The organism is Micromonospora sp. NPDC048898 (genome assembly GCF_043198035.1).
In the GTDB taxonomy this organism is placed as follows: Bacteria; Actinomycetota; Actinomycetes; order Mycobacteriales; family Micromonosporaceae; genus Micromonospora.
The window spans coordinates 257,101-274,171 of sequence record NZ_JBICUF010000008.1 but is presented as its reverse complement, the minus strand read 5'-3'; the positions used below and the strand labels follow the sequence as shown (position 1 = coordinate 274,171).

Sequence of the window (17,071 nt, the reverse complement as noted above, 5' to 3'; positions counted from 1 at the left end):
CCCGACCCCGCCGCATCTGTCATCCCCGGTCGGACCGCCCCCCGAGCGCCGTCGCGACCAGCAGCCGCACCAGGTAGACCACGACGAAGGCGACAGCCCCGACCGCGGCGGCCGGGCCGACCTCGCTCGACGCGACGTAACCGGCGGCTGCGCCAACCGAACCGAGGAAGAGCGCGGTCGAGATGCCCCAGGCGTCCGGGGCCTCACGACGCAGCCGCCGCAACGCGCCGCCGTCACCAGCACCGACGCCGCGCTGCGTCACCGGCGGGTAAGCCGGCTGCGCCATTGCCGGAACGTAAGCCGGCTGGGTCACCGGCACGTGAGCCGGCTGGGTCGGCATCGGTGTGTAGGCCGGCTGGGTCGGCGCTGGCGTGTAGGCCGGCTGGGTCGGCATTGTCGTGTAGGCCGGTTGGGTCGGTGCCGGCGTGTAGGCCGGCTGGGCCGGAGCCGTCGACTGGGTCGGTATCTGCTGCCGCGTCGGGTGTGGCTGTGGTGCCGGGGGTGTGACCTGGGGCAGCGGGTGGTTCGGTGTCGGCGCGCCAGCGGTCATGTTGCCGGCCTCGAGCAGGTGGTCGCGACGGAGCGGGTCGCTGACCCGGCCGTCCTGCCGGAGCAGCCGCACCAGCACGCGCTCGGCGCTCGGCCGGTCCGCCGGATCCTTGGCCAGGCACTCCCGGATCAGCTCGTCCAGAACGGGAGGCAACGCGGGCAGCTCGGGCGGATCGTTCAGCACCCGGTGCATCACGGCGAAGAGCGAGTCGTTGCCGAACGGTGGCCGTCCACCGGCGGCGAAGGCGATCGTGGCCGCCCAGGCGAAGACGTCGCAGGGCGGACCGATCGTGTCGTTGCGAAACCGCTCGGGCGCCATGTACGCGGTGGTCCCCATGACCCGGCTGGACGCCGTCTCGGTGACGCCCAACGCGCGGGCGATGCCGAAGTCGATCACCCGAGGACCGTCCTCGCCCAGCACCACGTTGTCCGGCTTCAGATCGCAGTGCACCACGCCGGCACTGTGGATCGCGGCGAGCGCGGTGACGGTGCCGACCGCGAGCCGGTGCAGGGCGTTACCGGTCACCAGGCCACGTTCGCGGACGTGCCGATGCAGGGTCGGGCCCTCGATGAACTCACTGACCACGTACGGCCGTTCGCCGTCCACCTCGGCGAAGAGCACCTGGGCGGTGCAGAACGGGGCGACCCGGCGTGCGGCGGCGATCTCCTTCACGAACTGCGACCGCGCCCGTGGATCACTCAGATCGACGTTGACCATCTTGACCGCGACCCGGTCACCGGCGTCGTCCTCACCGAGGTAGACGACCCCCTGACCGCCCGAGCCCAGCCGCCCGACCAGCCGGTACGGGCCGGCGGTGACCGGATCGTGCGTCCACAGCTTCGCCAATCCTGGCACCGGCGCGCCGGCCAGCTCTGACATCAGGACTCCATCAGTGTCGTGCCCGGCCACCGGCGGCGCAGGACACGGCCATCGTGCCATGTCCGCCACCGGTGACCGAGGACGTTCGACATTGGGTTGAGACCGTTACGCGGGTGGCGGCGCGCTCGACCCCCGGATCCGCAGTGCGGGGCTGATGACGACCCGGTGGGTGGGGCGGCCGGCGTCGGCGAGCCGGTCGGCGACGAGACGTACGGCGGCCCGTCCGATCGAGCGTCGCGGCGGTCGGACCGCGGTCAGCGGCGGGCTGAAGAGCCCGGCGACCTCGTCGTCGTACGCCACGATGGACAGGTCACCGGGAACGGACAGGTGTCGCTTCTCGCAGTGCTGCACCAGCGCGATCGCCTCGGCGTCGGCGTGCACCAGCAGCGCCGTCGTCCCGGTCGCCCGGCACCTGTCGAGGACGCCGTCCAGGACGGTGTCCCGTTCCGGTGACCGCGCGTCGGGCACCACGGCCACCACTGTCGCGTCCGAGTCGAGGCCGCACTCGCTCGTGGCGTCGAGCCAGCCGCGCCGTACGTGCTGGCTGGTGGGGCTGTTGGCGTCGAGCACCAGGCCGACCTTGCGGTGCCCGAGGGAGGTGAGGTGGCGTACCGCCATGGCCGCACCGAGCGCGTGGTCGGTGACCACCGACTCCATGACGGCGTGGTGGCTGCCCACCGTGGCGGTCCGTTCCAGCAGGACGACCGGGACGTCGACCTGGTCGAGCCACTCGATGGTGCGCTCGGCGTTCGGTGCGTCCATGCTCGGCGCGATGATCAGGGCGTCGACGCCCATCCGCCCCACCAGGCGGGCCAGTTGCGGCTGGTCGTCCTCGCTGTCGTAGGAGGAACCGCGTAGAACCACACGCATGTCGAGCTCGCGGGCGGCCGCCTCGACGCCGCGGGCCACGTCGGGCCAGTAGTAGTCCAACGAGGGCACGAGCATGCCGAGGGTGCGCCCGACGAGCGGGTCCTGGCCCGCGGCGGGTGACTCGTCGGCCGTCGGGGCGTCGTCCGGCAGGATCAGGGCGACCCCACCGTGGACCCGGCGGACCAACCCTTCGGCGGCGAGCTCGGCGATGTCGCGTCGGATGGTGACCGGCGCGGCGCCGAGCACGTGGGACAGGTCGGAGATGCGCATCGAGCCGTCGCGTTGCAGGGCGGCCAACAGCTGCTGGCGGCGGACGACCTGAAGCGGCCCGCGGGAGGACTCCGTCGTGGTGACGACGGGATTGTCCTTGGTCATGGGGGACCTCCGAGGAACGCTTCGTGCGGCGAGAGCTCTTGCAGGACGACGACGAGCTCGCCGGTCGGGCCGACCGCGGTGACGTCGATCGCGAGCCGGGTCAGGTGTTCTCCCCACACGTCGAGGAGCAGGGGATCCGTGATCTGCCGGATCGTCGTGGCGCAGGGCGCCGAGGCCGGCTGCCAGCTGAGCCCGAGTCGGCCGGCGCCGTCCAACGCGGTGACCTCGGCGCGGCCGTCGCCGAGCCGGACCTCGCCGGCGACGAGCAGGTGGACGAGGGTCGGCGGGACGGCCTGGCCCGGGTCGGGGTCCCCGGGGTCGAGCTCCCAGGAGTCGACGACGACGACCCGTCCAGCGTGGCGGTCCAGTCGGGAGCTGCGCCACCAGTGCCGGACATCCGTGCGCGGGTAGGCCCCGGCGAGGTCCAGACGTAACTCGGCGTCGGCGCCGTCGGCCGTGGCGTGCCGGGCGGCGTGGGTGTTGCCGGGCGCCTGCTCGGTGCCGCGGATGTGCGGGACGTTGTGCCAGTCACTGCGCATGGTCCAGATGTCGTACCGGCCGGGGCCGAAGGTGTGCGCCGTGTAGGTGGGACGCCCGGCGTCGACGACCACCGGCACCCCGTTGAGGGCCACCACGATGCTGCCGACGTCGTTGTGGTTGTGGTGTTCGCCGTTGTGCCCGCCCTTGGCCGCCAGGGTCAGCCCGCCGGGACTGCCGGCCGCCGCACGGGCGAGCAGCACCTGCACGGAGGGCAGCCACACGTCGCGGGGCAGCGGCGGTGGCGCCGGGGTGGCGGAGACCCACGCCGGGTCGGTCAACGCCAGCAGCAGCCGGCCCAGGCCGTGTTCCTCGTCCGCGACGGGCGCGTCGGGACGGCGGTGCGCCGCGGCGTGCGCCACCGCGTCCCGGTTACCGACCCGGCGGGCGGCCCGGTGCAGCGCGTGCCAGGGCTGGCCCCCGGAGGGTCGGGCCGACCCGTCGGCGTGGTTGAGATACCAGTCGCCGCCCAGGTGCATCAGGTGGGGGAACGCGACGGTGTGCCGCAGGGCGCTGGCCGGCGCGCCGTCGAGCGCGCCACCGGTGGCGTGGGCGAGCAGGTCGAGTGCCTCGTGGGCCCGACACGCGCCGTTCCACCAGTAGCCGTAGCCCTCGTCGATGGCGCCGTCGGCGGGCAGCGACGCCACGTACCGGTCGAGCCCCTCGACCACCAGGTCGACAAGCCCGGCCCGCCGGGCTTGGTCCGCCACCAGGCGTAGCGCGGCGACGAGCACGTTGCCGTGGATCCACGGGCTCCAGTTGTGCACGTCGCCGTCGAGGCCGAGCCAGTGCCAGTCGCGGCGCTCGGCGAACGGTGTGAGCACGCGCCTGTCGACCTCGTGCCGGATCCGGGCCCGCAGGCCCCGGGCGTGTGCGTCGAGCGGCTCGCCGAGCAGGTGGTCGACCCAGGCCAGTTGAGCGGCGACCTCGCCCGCGCCGAGGTCGAGATACGGATCGGTCACGGTCGGCAGCACCGCCGCGTGCACGGCGTGGGTGTCGTCGTGCGCTGGCCAGCACCAACTGCTCTGCTCGCACAGCAGGGTCACGCCGTCGACCACCTCGTCCAGCCAGGCCGGGTCGAGGGTGACCGCGGCGAGCACGGCGGCCCGGGTCAGGCGCCGCTGCCGGGCGAAGACCACCTGCTCGTACGTGTCGCGTTCGCCGTCGCGGAAGTACCTGGCGTACTGGTGGGCGAGGGGGAGTGGCCAGGGGGCGGCGATGTCGCCCTCGGCGCGGCTGCGCAGCTGTCGCATCGTGGGGGCGTGCGGGCGGGTCCACACGGCACGCTCGCCGGCCGGCGGCACCGGCAACGATCCGTCCGGTGGAGCGAGTGCCCGGGCCAGCAGGTCTCTGCGGTTGCCCGGCCAGGCCGCAGCCAGAGGGCCCGCGAAGCGCTCTGCGACGGTCATGGCCCCTCGGACTGGTAGAGCGAGTCTGAACGATTCTGATCGTATCAGAGCATTTATGGCAGTCGAGTGCCCGCGGTGACGCCACGTCGAGGCTGCAACGTGCGTCCTTTTGATCAGGTGTGTTCACATCGGTCGAAGAGAAGCATTGACTTGCTCTGTTGTGAGCGTTTTACTTCGGAAACCCGGCGGATGCCTGCGCGTCACATTGAGCGGCACGCCCGCTCGCCACCTTGCCACGGAGACGGATCGATGCGACAGGACCTCGGATGACGTTCGGGACGACCGGCCAGCCGGCACCGGGGACGCACCCGGCTGCCACTCTCGCCGCGACCTGGAGCCGGGACGACTGGTTGGCCCTCGCCGACCGGATGCTCGCCGCCGCCCGGCCGTTCGCGTCGCCCGGGCACGCCCTCGTCACGTTTCCCGGGCCGGAGGGCGGCTACGGACGGGCCGTCGACGGCCTGGAGGGCTTCGCCCGCACCTTCCTGCTCGCCGGTTTCCGCATCGCGGGCGCCCGGGGAGTGGGCACGGACGAGCTCGTCGACAGGTACACCGCAGGCATCGCCGCCGGCACCGACCCGAGATCTCCGGACCGCTGGGTACGCCTGGACGAGCATCCCCAGGCCAAGGTGGAGGCCGCCTCCATCGCGCTGGTCCTGGACCTGACCCGCCCGTGGATCTGGGACCGGCTGCCGTCCGCGGTGCGCGAGCGGGTGGTGGACTATCTGCGCCCGGCCGTCGGCGACGACACGTACCCACGGATCAACTGGGTCTGGTTCCGGCTTGTCGTCCAGACGTTCCTGCGCTCGGTGGGCGGGCCGCACTCGCTCGACGAGATGAACGAGGACCTGACCACGCACGACGGCTTCGTCCGCGGCGACGGCTGGATGTCCGACGGGCCGGACCGCGCCTACGACCACTATGTGGGCTGGGCCCTGCACCTCTACCCGACGCTGTGGGCCCGGATGGCCGGCGCCGCCGACCTGGCCGCGCCGCGCCGCGAACGGGACCTGGCCGGCCTCGACCGCTTCCTGGGCGACGCGATCGCGCTGGTGGGCGCCGACGGAGCACCGCTGATCCAGGGGCGAAGCCTGACCTACCGTTTCGCCGCCGCGGCGCCGTTCTGGGTCGGCGCCATCGCCGGCGTGCCCTCGGTCAGCCTCGGCCGGTTGCGGGGGGCGGCCACCCGCATCGTGCGTCACTTCGTCGCCAACGGCGCCCCGGACGAACGCGGCCTGCTCACCCTCGGCTGGCACGGGCCGTGGCCTCGGCTGGCGCAGTCGTACTCCGGGCCGGGCTCGCCGTACTGGGCCAGCAAGGGTCTGCTCGGCATCGCGCTACCCGCCGACCATCCGGTGTGGACGACTCCCGAGGAGCCGCTGCCGGTGCAGGAGCGGGACACGCTGCGGGCGATACGCGCGCCCGGCTGGCTGGTCTCCGGCACCCGTGCCGACGGCATCGTCCGCGTCGTCAACCACGGCACCGACCACGCCGTGGAGGGTGCCACCGTCTCGGATTCCCCGCTCTACGCCCGACTGGGCTACTCCACCGCCACCACCCCCGTCCTCGACGACAGCGGCTGGGCCACCCCGCTCGACCAGTCCGTCACTCTCGTCGACGACGCGGATCGGGTCACCCACCGCGCCGGCATGCGCCTGCTGACCGTGCGCGTCGACACCGACGGCGTGGGTGTGGCCGGGTCACGTGCCCTCGCCCACTGGGTCGAGCCGGAGCCGGGGCAGCGCGATCACGGCGGCGGCCTCGTGGGCCGGTCCCGCCCGGCCGGGCACCTCACGGTTCACTCGCTGGTCCGGGGCCCCTGGGAGCTGCGTCTGACCCGCGTCGACGGCCTCGCCGACGGCGTCGAGGCGGCTGCGCTGCGGCTGCGGATCGGCGGCTGGGCCGTTCCAGGGGACGCGACGGCAGCCGTCGGCGACCGGGTGGCGACCGTGACCGGCGCCGGCCTGACCAGCAGGATCGAGAGCGTGCACGGCGGCGGAACGGCCGGCACCACCGCGGTCCCGCACGGCGGGCCCCTGGCCGGCGGGCTGGTCGTGCCCTGGCTGGACCACCCCGTCCGGCCGGGCGCATGGGTCACCACCCTCACCGAGTTGTCCGGGGTGCCGGTGGCCACGGCCGGGCAGGCATGCCAGGCCGTGGTCGACGAGGACGGCCACGGCCTCCACGTGGCGGTCGACTGGCCCGACGGGATCAGCACGTCGACCCGTCTGGACACGGAGCATCCCAGGCCCACCCAAGCGGCCTGGTAGCAGTGCGGGCCCGTCCGGGCCCCTTGACCTGAAGGAGAGAGGATGAAGCGTGCGATACCGGCCGTCATCAGCGCCGCGACGGCCCTGACACTTGTTCTCGCCGGCTGTGGGGGCGGAGACGAGCCAGTCGACCCCAACGCCCCCGTGACGATCACCCTGGCCGGCTGGAGCCTGTCGTCCACGCCGGAGTTCAAGACGCTCGCCGACGGCTTCAAGGCGACCCACCCGAACGTCACGGTGGAGCTCAAGGAGTACGCCCCGGGCAACGACTACGACACCCAGATGATCACGGACCTGGCCGCCGGCACCGCGCCGGACGTCTACGTCATGAAGAACCTCAAGAACTTCTACACGTACCAGAGCGGTGGTCAGCTGCTCGACGTCTCCGACGCCGCCTCCGGTCTCGGCTCGGCTCCGGGGCTCGCGTCGTACCAGGTGGACGGCAAGGCGTACGCGGTGCCGTACCGGCAGGACTCGTGGGTGCTGTTCTACAACAAGGACCTCTTCGCGAAGGCGAAGGTGACGCCCCCGGACGGCAGTTGGACCTGGGACGACTACACCGACGCGGCGAAGCGACTGCACACCGGGCTGAAGGCCGCCGGCTCGAACGCGACGGGCGCGTACCAGCACACCTTCCAGTCGACGGTGCAGGGGTTCGCGCTCGCCCAGACCCCCAACGCGGACCTGCTCTCCGGGAACTTCGGCTTCCTCAAGCCGTACTACGAGAAGTCACTGGACCTGCAGGCGTCCGGCGCGCAGCCGACCTTCGGCACCGCGAAGACCAACAAGCTCACCTACCAGGCGCAGTTCGGCAAGCAGCAGTCGGCGATGCTGCTGATGGGCACCTGGTACGTGGCCACGCTGCTCAACCAGCGCAAGAGCGGTGACGCCGACAAGTTCCAGTGGGGCATCGCGCCGGCGCCGCAGTTCGACAAGTCCACCACCGGCACCTCCGCCACGCCTGTCACCTTCGGTGACCCGACCGGCCTGGGGATCAACCCGAAGATCAGCAAGTCCAAGACCGCCGCGGCCAAGGACTTCCTCAAGTACGCGGCCGGCCCGGAGGCCGGCAAGGCGCTGGCCGGGATCGGCATCACCCCGGCCCAGGTCACCGACGCGGTCACCGCGTCACTGTTCGGGCTGGACGGCGTACCGCAGGACGAGCTGTCGAAGTTCGCCTACTCCAAGCACACGATCAAGCCGGAGAACCCGGTGTCGAAGCACACCGCCGGCCTGCAGAACCTCCTGAACGAGACGCATTCGGCGATCCTCTCCGACAGCAAGGGCGTCGACGCGGAGCTGAGCAAGGCGCAGACCCGCGCCAAGAACGAAGTCCTCAACCAGTGAGCTGATGGCGGGCCCGGCGCGCCTGAGCCGCACGCCGGTCCCGCCCCCAGGCCGAACGCTCCCGGAGACTCCCTATGGCAACATTGCCGCGCACGAGACCCAGGAACCGGCGGCTGGTGTCGCGCAACACGGTCGCCGGCTGGTCGTTCATCCTTCCCAACTTCCTCGGCTTCGCCCTGCTCACCCTGCTGCCCGTCGTCGTGCTGTTCTACGTGGCGTTCACCAACTGGAACGTCTTCGGGGTGGCCGAGTGGACCGGCACCGCCAACTTCCGGCGGATGTGGGACGACTCCAGCTTCTGGACCGCACTGCGCAACACCGTCTACTACGCGGTCTTCCACATCCCGCTGACCCTCGCGGCGGCACTCGGGCTGGCGCTGCTGCTCAACCGCAAACTGCGCGGCGTACGGTTCTTCCGCACCATCGCCTTCTTCCCCTACATCACCTCGATCGTGGCGATCGCGGTCGTCTGGAACCAGCTGTTCAGCCCGGAGTACGGCCCGATCAACGCTCTCCTCGGGGCCGTCGGGGTGGACGATCCACCGGGCTGGACCGCGTCGGCGACCTGGTCGATGCCGGCGGTCATCATCGTCGGCACCTGGCGGTACATGGGCTACTACATGCTGCTGTTCCTGGCCGGCCTGCAGACCATCCCGGCCCAGCTCTACGAGGCGGCCGAGACCGACGGCGCCTCACCGTGGCAGCGGTTCGTGCACGTGACCCTCCCCGGGCTACGAACCACGACCTTCTTCGTCACGGTGCTGCTCACCATCGAAAGCTTCAAGGTCTTCGACCTCATCCTCGTGATGACCGGCGGCGGACCGGGTCAGTCGACACTCGTGCTCTCGCAGTACATCTACCAGAAGGGCTTCGAGGAGAACCAGTTCGGCTACGCCTCGGCGGTCTCCATCGTCCTGTTCGCCATCTGCTTCGGCATCACGGTCATCCAGTTCATGGTCAACAAGCGGAGGAACAGCTGATGACCGCGACCGACCTCTCCGTGCCCACCCCGGCCGTCGCCGCGCCCGGCAGTCGCGCGCCCCGCCGACCGGTCCGGTCCCTGGGCGGGCGGCTCCTCGGGTACGCCGCTCTGGTGCTCGCGGCGGCCGGGCTGCTGCTGCCGTTCTTCTGGATGGTGGTGGCGTCGTTGAAGACCAACAACGACGTCTTCACCATCCCGATCACCTGGCTCCCCGATCCGGTGGTGTGGCGAAACTACGTCGACATCTGGCAGCGCTCGGACATGACGACGTGGCTGTGGAACACCCTGCTGCTGTCGGTGATCGTCACCTTCCTGCAGGTGCTCACCGGCAGCTTCGCGGCCTACGGCTTCGCCCGCGTCCGCTTCCCCGGCCGCAACCTGCTCTTCCTGGCGTACGTCGGGACGATCGCGGTGCCCTGGCAGTCGTACATGATCCCGCAGTTCATCCTCATGTCGAAGCTGCACCTGTCGAACACGCTGTGGTCGATCGTCGCGATCCAGGCGTTCGGCGCGATCGGCGTGTTCCTGATGAAGCAGTTCTACGAGACGATCCCCGAGGAACTCAGCGAAGCGGCGCGGGTCGACGGGCTCAGCGAGTACGGCATCTACCGACGGATCATCCTGCCGCTGTCCCGGCCGGCGCTCGCCAGCCTGGCCCTGCTCATGTTCACGACCACCTGGAACGACTACCTCGGCCCACTCGTCTACCTGCGCAGTCCGGAACTGCGCACCATCCAGTTGGGGCTGAACACCTTCATCTCGCAGTACAACGCCGAGTACGCGCTGATCATGACGGGCTCGGTGCTGTCCGTGCTGCCCGTCGCGGTCATCTTCCTGCTCGGCCAGCGTTACTTCATCGAGGGCGTCGCCTCGACCGGACTGAAGGGTTGAGGCCCGTGCGTTCGCGCCACCACACCATCACCGCCGTCTTCGACGGGATCTACGCCGCGCTCGCCACCAACCTGCTGCTGGTGCTCGGTTGCCTGCCCCTGGTGACGCTCGCGTTCACCACCGACGCGGCGCGGTCCTGGCCGCTGTACGCGCTGACCGCACCGCTCTGCGCGCCCGGGGTCTGCGCTGCCTTCGCGGTGATGTCCGCCTACTCGGCCGGCGACACCGGCGGCGTGCCGCGCACCTACGCTCGCGCCTGGCGGGCCACCGCCCGGCCGGCGATGCTCTGGACGGCGGCGGCCATGACTGCCCTGGTGGTGCTCGCCGTCGACGCCCGCGCCGCGTGGGGCCACCGGGTCGGGGCACTCGCCCTGCCGGTGCTGGCGACCCTGATCGTCCTCACCGTCGCGACCGCGCTGCTCGGGTTGGTGACCATCGCCGAGCGACCCGGCGCGCCGCTGCGCGAGGTGGCCCGTACCTGCGTGTACCTGGCGGTACGCCGGTGGTACCTCACCGCCGTGTCGCTGTTGGTGCTCGTGCTGCTCGCCCAGCTCCTGGCGGCCCGCCCCGCGATCGCGCTCGGCCTCGCGGCCGCGCCGCTGCTCTACGTGGTCTGGGCCAACAGCCGCTTCACCCTGCGCGCCGCCCTCGACCCACCGACGGCCGCACCCCAGCGCGCCTGACCACCACGTTCCGGCCACCCAGCCGGACGCCGACGACACACCTGCCCGGCACCGGACCGGACACACGAGGGAGAACAGCATCCATGACGGCGACCGACGTCCGTCCCAGCTCCGACGCAGAGGCCACGGCCGCCGCGGTGGCCGCCGCGATACGCACCGTCGACGCGAACATCGCCACCTTCGGCGACCGGTACCCCGCGGACACCACCGACGCCAACCGCTACCCGCTGCGGCCACCGAGCGCCGGTCAACCCGAGGGCGCCAACGTCGGCTGGACCACCAGCTTCTGGCCCGGCCAACTCTGGCTGGCACACGACCTGACCGGTGACGACCGCCACCTGCGGGCCGCGCTGTCGCACGTGGACAGCTTCGCGGATCGGGTGAACCGCGGCATCGACCTGGACACCCACGACCTCGGGTTCCTCTACACCCTCTCCTGCGTCACCCCGGCCCGTCGTACCGGCGACCCGCGGGCCCGCGACGCGGCTCTCGCCGCCGCCGACCACCTGATGACGCGCGTCCTCGAACCCGCCGGAATCATCCAGGCCTGGGGTGACCTGAACGACCCCCGCCAACGCGGACGCACGATCATCGACAGCCTCATGAACACGCCGCTGCTCTTCTGGGCCAGCCAGACCACCGGCGACGACCGCTACGCCGCCGCGGCCCGCCGGCACACCGCCCAACTGCGCCAGCACATCCTGCGTCCGGACGGCACCACCTTCCACACCTTCTACTGGGACACGGACAGCGGCGCGCCACTGCGCGGGGAGACCGAACAGGGCCACGCCGACCACTCGTGCTGGGCCCGCGGGCAGGCCTGGGGCATCTACGGCTTCAGCCTCAACCACCGGCACATCGGCGACCCCGCGCTGCTGGCCGCCGCGAGGACCTGCGCCGACCACTTCCTCGCCTGCCTGCCCGACGACCACGTGGCGTACTGGGATCTGGAGTTCGGCGACGGCAGCGGCCAGGAGCGGGACAGCTCCGCCGCGGCCATCGCCGCGTGCGGCCTGGTCGAACTGGCCGACGGCCTCACCGACCAGGCCAGTGCCGACCGGTACCGCAAGGCCGCCGCCGCGATCCTGCGCTCGCTCATCGACCACTACTCCACCGGCGGCCAGCCGGGCTCGAACGCGCTGCTCCTGCACGGCGTGTACGACAAGCCCAAGGACATCGGCGTCGACGAGGGAACCCTGTGGGGCGACTACTTCTACCTGGAAGCCCTCACCCGCGCCACCATCCCCGGCTGGACCAGCCCCTGGTGACCACCCCGACCGACCCGCACCGCCCCGCATTCCGAAAGGTGACCATGGACTACCGCTACCACTGCACCATTCCCGCCGCCGAGGGCCGGAACACGCTGCCCGTCAATCCCTGCCGGCTGCTGGACTTCACCCTGCTGCGACTGTCGGCCGGCGAGTCCTGGACCGGCGAGTCCGGTGACCGGGAGATCCTGGCCGTCATCCTCGGCGGCACGGCCAACTTCACAGTCGCCGGCCACCACTTCCCGCAGGTCGGCGAGCGTGCCGACGTCTTCTCCGGCAAGCCGCACTCGGTCTATCTCCCGGCCGGCTCCTCGATCACCGTCGAGGCGGTCACCGACGTGGAGATCGCCCTCCCCAGCGCCCCCAGCGACCTGGCCACCGACCCGTACGTCATCGCGCCGGAGCAGGTCGCGACCGGCCGTTGGGGAGCGACCAACTTCGGCCGCGACTACCACCAGATCCTCACCGAGATCGCCCAACCGGAGCTGCCCGCCCGCCGGCTCATCGTCGGCGAGACCTACACGCCCTCGGGCAACTGGAGCACCTACCCGCCACACCGGCACAAGGTCGACGACCTGCCCGCCGAGGCCGCACACGAGGAGATGTACTACTACCGCGTCAGCCCGGCGAACGGGTTCGGCATCAGCCGGGTCTACACCGACGAGGGGTACGAGGAGAACGTCACCATCCGTGACCACGTGATGCAGATGATGCCCGAGGGCTACCACACGGTGGTCAGCGCACCCGGCTACACCACCTATTTCCTGTGGTTCCTGGCCGGCACGCAACGCACCCAGGGTGCCCGCGAGGACGCCGACCTCGCCTGGGTGGGCCAGACCGTGCCGACCCTGCGCAGCCTGGGCCTGTAGCGACGGTTTGCGGACACCGGCCGTCTCGACGGCCGGACCGCGACCGGCGTGCGCGCTCGCCGTACCGCCGCCAGCGGTGACCCGACGGCCACCGCTGGCGCGCGGCGATCCGGGGACGGTCACCGCTGGCGGGCGGCGACCCGGGGGACGGGTCGCCGCCGGTACGGCCCGGCGTCAGAGCCGGGAGGTGAACGTGGCCAGGAAGCGGTGTGGGGTGACCACACCGGCGTTGTCGAAGCAGATCACGTCGACGTCGGCGTTCGTGGTGTACGGCCAGGGTTGGGTGAGGTGGCAGTAGTTGCTGCCGGAGCCCTGCGCCACCACCTGGGCGTGCGTCTCCTTCAGGCCGATCTGCGGGAAGGTCGCCAGGTAGCGACCGGCGGGCGCCAGCGGCGCCACCGTGTTCGCGCCGACACCGAGCACCGAGTTGTCGTTCGTCGGACCGCCGACGGCGGTACCCAGGTAACCGAAGTACGACGGTGGGGCGAGAGAGCCGATCACCGGCCGCCGACGGTGGTAGGAGAGGGTGAAGTCGGTGTTGACGAACGCACCGGCCTGGTCGTAGCAGAAGACGTACACCTGCACGTCGGTGCCGACCGCGTTCCAGGAGTAGACCTTGCACCGGCGGGGACCGGCGTTCGGCTGCCCGGCGGTGACCTGCACGTTGCCGGCGAGCACCCCGGACAGTCCCACCCCGGGCAGCCGCACCAGGTACTGCCCGACGCCCAGCGGCCCGACCGTGTTCACCACACCCGTGGAGTTGTACGACTGCACCAGCGCGCCGGCGCCCCACTGCACGTACGCGTGGGAGGTGCCGGCCGGTAGCACGCCGGAGCTGGTCGTCCAGAGCACGGTGAACGGAGTGTCCTCACGCGTACCGCCCGGCTTGTGGCACTGCACGTCGACGATCTCGTCGGCGCCGGACTGGAACCAGCGGACCACCTCGCAGTAGTGCCCGGTCCGGTTCACCGGGGTCACGTGCGGCACACCCCGCGCGCCGGCACCCACCTGGGGGAAACGCACCTGGAACCGGCCAGGCGCGAGCTTGATGCCGTCGGCCCAGGCGGCCGGGAACGCGGTCTTCCAACTACCCCGCTGCCGGCTGGTGTCCAGCACGGTCCAGACCGCGACGGTGGGGTCCTTGACGTACGCGAAGCCCCAGCGGTCGGCGGTGGCCGCCGCGGCCGGTGCCGGCGGCGCGAGTGCCCCGGCGGCCAGGACGGCGGCCAGTGCCGCGGTGACGAACGATCGGAGACGCATCTGTTCCTCCACTCGACGAGAACATGCCGGAGGGAGTGTGCGCGCAGTGATTTCATGATCACAGTCGGTTATTCCGTGTTGTGGAGTCGGCTGTTCGCTACTCCTGACCGAGCTGCCGGGCGGGTCTCCGGCGGTCTGCCCCGCTGGCGGGGGATTTCCCCCGGAACCGACACCGCCGGCCGGCGGCCGACGCCGTGGCCTCGACGGTGCGTCAGTCTCAGCACATCGGGGTGCGGCTGGTTCGAGACCCCGACGAACTGGGGGGCCGAGGCGGATGGCGCTGCTGTGGTTGCCGCGCTGGCTCCGCCGACCGGTCCGCGTCGAACCGCCCCCCGGCCACGAACTCTTCGTGGAGTGGCACGGCTCGGCCGCGGTGATCTCACACGGGGACGATCCGCCGTCGCTGCTGTGGCAGCTGGTGCGTACCGCCGTCGCGGCGTCCGACGACGTGCTGGTCCTGACCTCCGAGCGCGCCGTGCGCAGCGCCGCCTGCGGTGGCGTGCTGCGCGGGGTGGTCGAGGGTGCGGCCCAGGAGTGGGGCGTCGGCCGGGTCTGGGTGGCCGCGAGCGGCCTCGGCCGGCCGGACGAGGCGTACGCCTCCTGGCTGACCCGGCTGGCGGCCCGCACCGGCGTCGAACTGCTCGCCCCGGACGGTCCCGTCCACGCCACACCGGACGGCACCCTCTACGCGGCGGGCGGCACGGGCGCCTGGGGTTGGCGGTCCTTCCGGCCGGGCGCCAGCAGCCCGGTGGTCGGCAACCGCTACCCGGTCCCGTCCTGGGAGCCGGCGTTGCCGGACCAGGCGGTGGTGCTGCCCGGGCTGGTGGCCGATCCCGTCCCCGCCGGAGTGCTGCTGCGTGCCTCGGCCGCCGCACCCGCCGCGGTGGGTGACCCGGCCTACGACATGCCGGTGGACCGACACCGGCCGACGCTGCTCCTGCGCCATGTCGGCGAGCCACCACCGGATCCCTGGTCGCTCGCCGGGATCTTCGCGGGCCTGCCGGCGCGGACGATGGTTCGGATCGAGACCGCACTGCTCGACCCGACGACACCGCCGCCGCGCGCCGACTGGGTGACCGCACTCGCGGCGGCCCTCGACGAATCGGCCGCCGTCGCCGAGCCGATCGGGGTGCCCGAGCCGGGCCAGCACCGACGGGCGTCCGGCCAGTCACCACCCGTGCTGAGTGACGGTTGGGTACGCGCCAGCAGCCGGCTCTACCGCCACGCGATCGTGCCGGACCTGCTCGCCGAGGTGGTCCCATCCGGCGTCCTGCTGCGCACGGCTGGTGCCCGTCAGCCCGACGGCCTGGCCTTCGTCGACCCCGCCGAGTGGGTGCTGGCGGTCGACGTCCGCGACTCCGACCGGTTGGTCGACCAACTGTGCCGGATGCTCGTCGGGGCCGGCGGAGCACCGGGCCTCACCCTGGTGGGGCAGACCGGCGAGCCGACGAGGGTACGCCTGGAAGCGGCGCTGCGCGCCGAGACGGCACCCCGTACGGGGCTGCCGGTGGGCGTCCGGGCGACCTCGGCGACGGGCACCGCCCGGCCTTCCGTGGCGACCGATCGGCGGAGCAGCGTCGCGGACCAGGCGACGCTGGCGGTGCCGCTCTCACCGCGTCCGCCGACGGCGGCGGTCGAGGTGACGTCAGCGGAGGCCCCGGCGCGGGGCTGGCCGCCAGCGACCGCGCACCAGTTCGTGGATCCGGCGGCCCCGGCCGTCGCCGCGCGGCGACGCGTGGAGTCCCTGCCGGTCGCGAGACGGTCGGCAGCCGCTGCCGAGGCGCTGCCGAGCGCTGGCGGCCAACCGGCCGTGCAGGACCTGACCGGCGAGCCCCCGCCCCCGCCTCGGCCGGCCGCCGGTCCGCCACCGGTGATCACCAGCTCCGGGCCGTACCTGGGCGAGCCCGAACGCCCGGTTGTCGCCAGCGCCCCCGCCTCGGCAGGCGAAGGAGCGCTCGCCCCCTCGCTTCGAGGCGCGCCCGGCACGTACTCCGGAGGGCGCGCGGTGCACAGTTACGCGCCGGCCGTGGCGGACCCCGTCGAGGACCGGGCCAGCACCGCAGCGGAACAGCGCGATCTCGCTGCCAGCCTCGGCCCGGCCTTCACCGACTCGATCACCACCGTCAACGCCGCCCTGGCCGCGTGGCCCGCGCTGCGGCAGGGCATCTCCGCGTCGGCGAAGACGGACTTCGTCGCCGTGCACGTCTTCTTCGGCCGGTCGGAGGCGGGGGCGGCCCGGCTCAACGCGGGACTGCGTGCCGGGCGGGCACCGAGCCTGCCTGGCTACCTGCCGTGCCTGGTGTCCGGGTTGCGTCGCCTGCCGCCGTACCGCCGGGCGATGCTCTGCCAGGGTCGGGTGGCCGACCAGGCGCGACACCTCTACCCCGAGGGCGGCCTGCTGGTGGAGCCCGGCTTCCGCAGTGTCAGCGGCGCCACCGACCTCGCCGTGGAGGGTGCCGACGTCGACTACCTGGTCTGGTCGCGTACGGCGCGGCAGGCCGGCGCGCTGGCCGAACAGCAGGATCTGGACGAGGCGGTGTTTCTGGCCGGTGCCCGGTTCAAGGTGCTCGCCGTCCGTGAGGGAGCGGTGGCGGCGGAACGGGTCGGCATCCCGACGACCGCCGTACTGTTGCGGGAGGTGTTGCCCGACGAGCAGTCCGCGTCCGGTCTGGACGACGCCGACCGGAGCGCTCTGAGCCGCCTGGAACGGGCGCTGACCCGGCGGAGAGCGGCCTCGCCTCGCCTGCTCACCGACGCGCACACCATCGAGCGGCTGCTCGGTCCACCGCTCGGTTACGTGGAGGAAGCCGGGGCGTCCGCCGGTGCCGGCACCGACTGACCCTCCGGTCACGAGGGATAACCCCCAACTCCGCCGGTACGG

General features: G+C 72.1%; 12 protein-coding genes. 8 read left to right on the top strand and 4 right to left on the bottom strand.

Annotated features, from left to right (window positions below; translation table 11 throughout):
* Positions 1-19: 19 nt before the first annotated feature.
* The 3 genes from ACGFIQ_RS22295 to ACGFIQ_RS22285 form a co-directional block, all read right to left on the bottom strand.
* A complete protein-coding gene (locus tag ACGFIQ_RS22295) occupies positions 20-1,429 on the bottom strand; it encodes a protein kinase (RefSeq protein ID WP_393246458.1) in 1,410 nt (469 codons plus the stop codon).
* Positions 1,430-1,534: 105 nt separating this feature from the next.
* Entirely contained in the window at positions 1,535-2,674 is a 1,140-nt protein-coding gene (locus tag ACGFIQ_RS22290; RefSeq protein ID WP_393246456.1) for a substrate-binding domain-containing protein, read from the bottom strand.
* A complete protein-coding gene (locus tag ACGFIQ_RS22285; protein ID WP_393246454.1) occupies positions 2,671-4,620 on the bottom strand; it encodes a heparinase II/III family protein in 1,950 nt (649 codons plus the stop codon). The genes ACGFIQ_RS22290 and ACGFIQ_RS22285 overlap by 4 nt, the downstream gene beginning before the upstream one ends.
* A gap of 266 nt (positions 4,621-4,886) precedes the next feature.
* Here ACGFIQ_RS22285 and ACGFIQ_RS22280 point away from each other — a divergent pair, with 266 nt between their 5' ends.
* The 7 genes from ACGFIQ_RS22280 (at position 4,887) to iolB (ending at position 12,930) form a co-directional block, all read left to right on the top strand.
* Positions 4,887-6,890, top strand: a complete 2,004-nt coding sequence (locus ACGFIQ_RS22280) for a DUF2264 domain-containing protein (protein ID WP_393246452.1) — start codon at positions 4,887-4,889, stop codon at positions 6,888-6,890.
* Positions 6,891-6,932: 42 nt separating this feature from the next.
* Positions 6,933-8,237, top strand: coding sequence for an ABC transporter substrate-binding protein (locus ACGFIQ_RS22275; RefSeq protein ID WP_393246450.1), 1,305 nt, complete (start codon positions 6,933-6,935; stop codon positions 8,235-8,237).
* Positions 8,238-8,353: 116 nt separating this feature from the next.
* Entirely contained in the window at positions 8,354-9,217 is an 864-nt protein-coding gene (locus ACGFIQ_RS22270) for a carbohydrate ABC transporter permease (RefSeq protein WP_393246448.1), read from the top strand.
* Positions 9,217-10,110, top strand: coding sequence for a carbohydrate ABC transporter permease (locus tag ACGFIQ_RS22265; protein ID WP_393246446.1), 894 nt, complete (start codon positions 9,217-9,219; stop codon positions 10,108-10,110). The genes ACGFIQ_RS22270 and ACGFIQ_RS22265 overlap by 1 nt, the downstream gene beginning before the upstream one ends.
* 5 nt (positions 10,111-10,115) lie before the next feature.
* Positions 10,116-10,793: a hypothetical protein gene (locus tag ACGFIQ_RS22260; protein ID WP_393246443.1), complete on the top strand. Its 678-nt coding sequence runs from the start codon at positions 10,116-10,118 to the stop codon at positions 10,791-10,793.
* An 83-nt stretch (positions 10,794-10,876) separates the two neighbouring features.
* Positions 10,877-12,061: a glycoside hydrolase family 88 protein gene (locus ACGFIQ_RS22255; protein WP_393246441.1), complete on the top strand. Its 1,185-nt coding sequence runs from the start codon at positions 10,877-10,879 to the stop codon at positions 12,059-12,061.
* Positions 12,058-12,930, top strand: a complete 873-nt coding sequence (iolB, locus tag ACGFIQ_RS22250; protein ID WP_393246439.1) for a 5-deoxy-glucuronate isomerase — start codon at positions 12,058-12,060, stop codon at positions 12,928-12,930. Before ACGFIQ_RS22255 ends, iolB begins: the two co-directional genes overlap by 4 nt.
* A 174-nt stretch (positions 12,931-13,104) precedes the next feature.
* Here iolB and ACGFIQ_RS22245 read toward each other — a convergent pair whose 3' ends face one another.
* Positions 13,105-14,190, bottom strand: coding sequence for a hypothetical protein (locus tag ACGFIQ_RS22245; RefSeq protein WP_393246437.1), 1,086 nt, complete (start codon positions 14,188-14,190; stop codon positions 13,105-13,107).
* 274 nt (positions 14,191-14,464) lie between these two features.
* Here ACGFIQ_RS22245 and ACGFIQ_RS22240 point away from each other — a divergent pair, with 274 nt between their 5' ends.
* The gene (locus ACGFIQ_RS22240) at positions 14,465-17,029 is read left to right on the top strand and encodes a hypothetical protein (protein ID WP_393246435.1); all 2,565 of its coding nucleotides are present in this window, start codon (positions 14,465-14,467) and stop codon (positions 17,027-17,029) included.
* Positions 17,030-17,071: the final 42 nt, after the last annotated feature.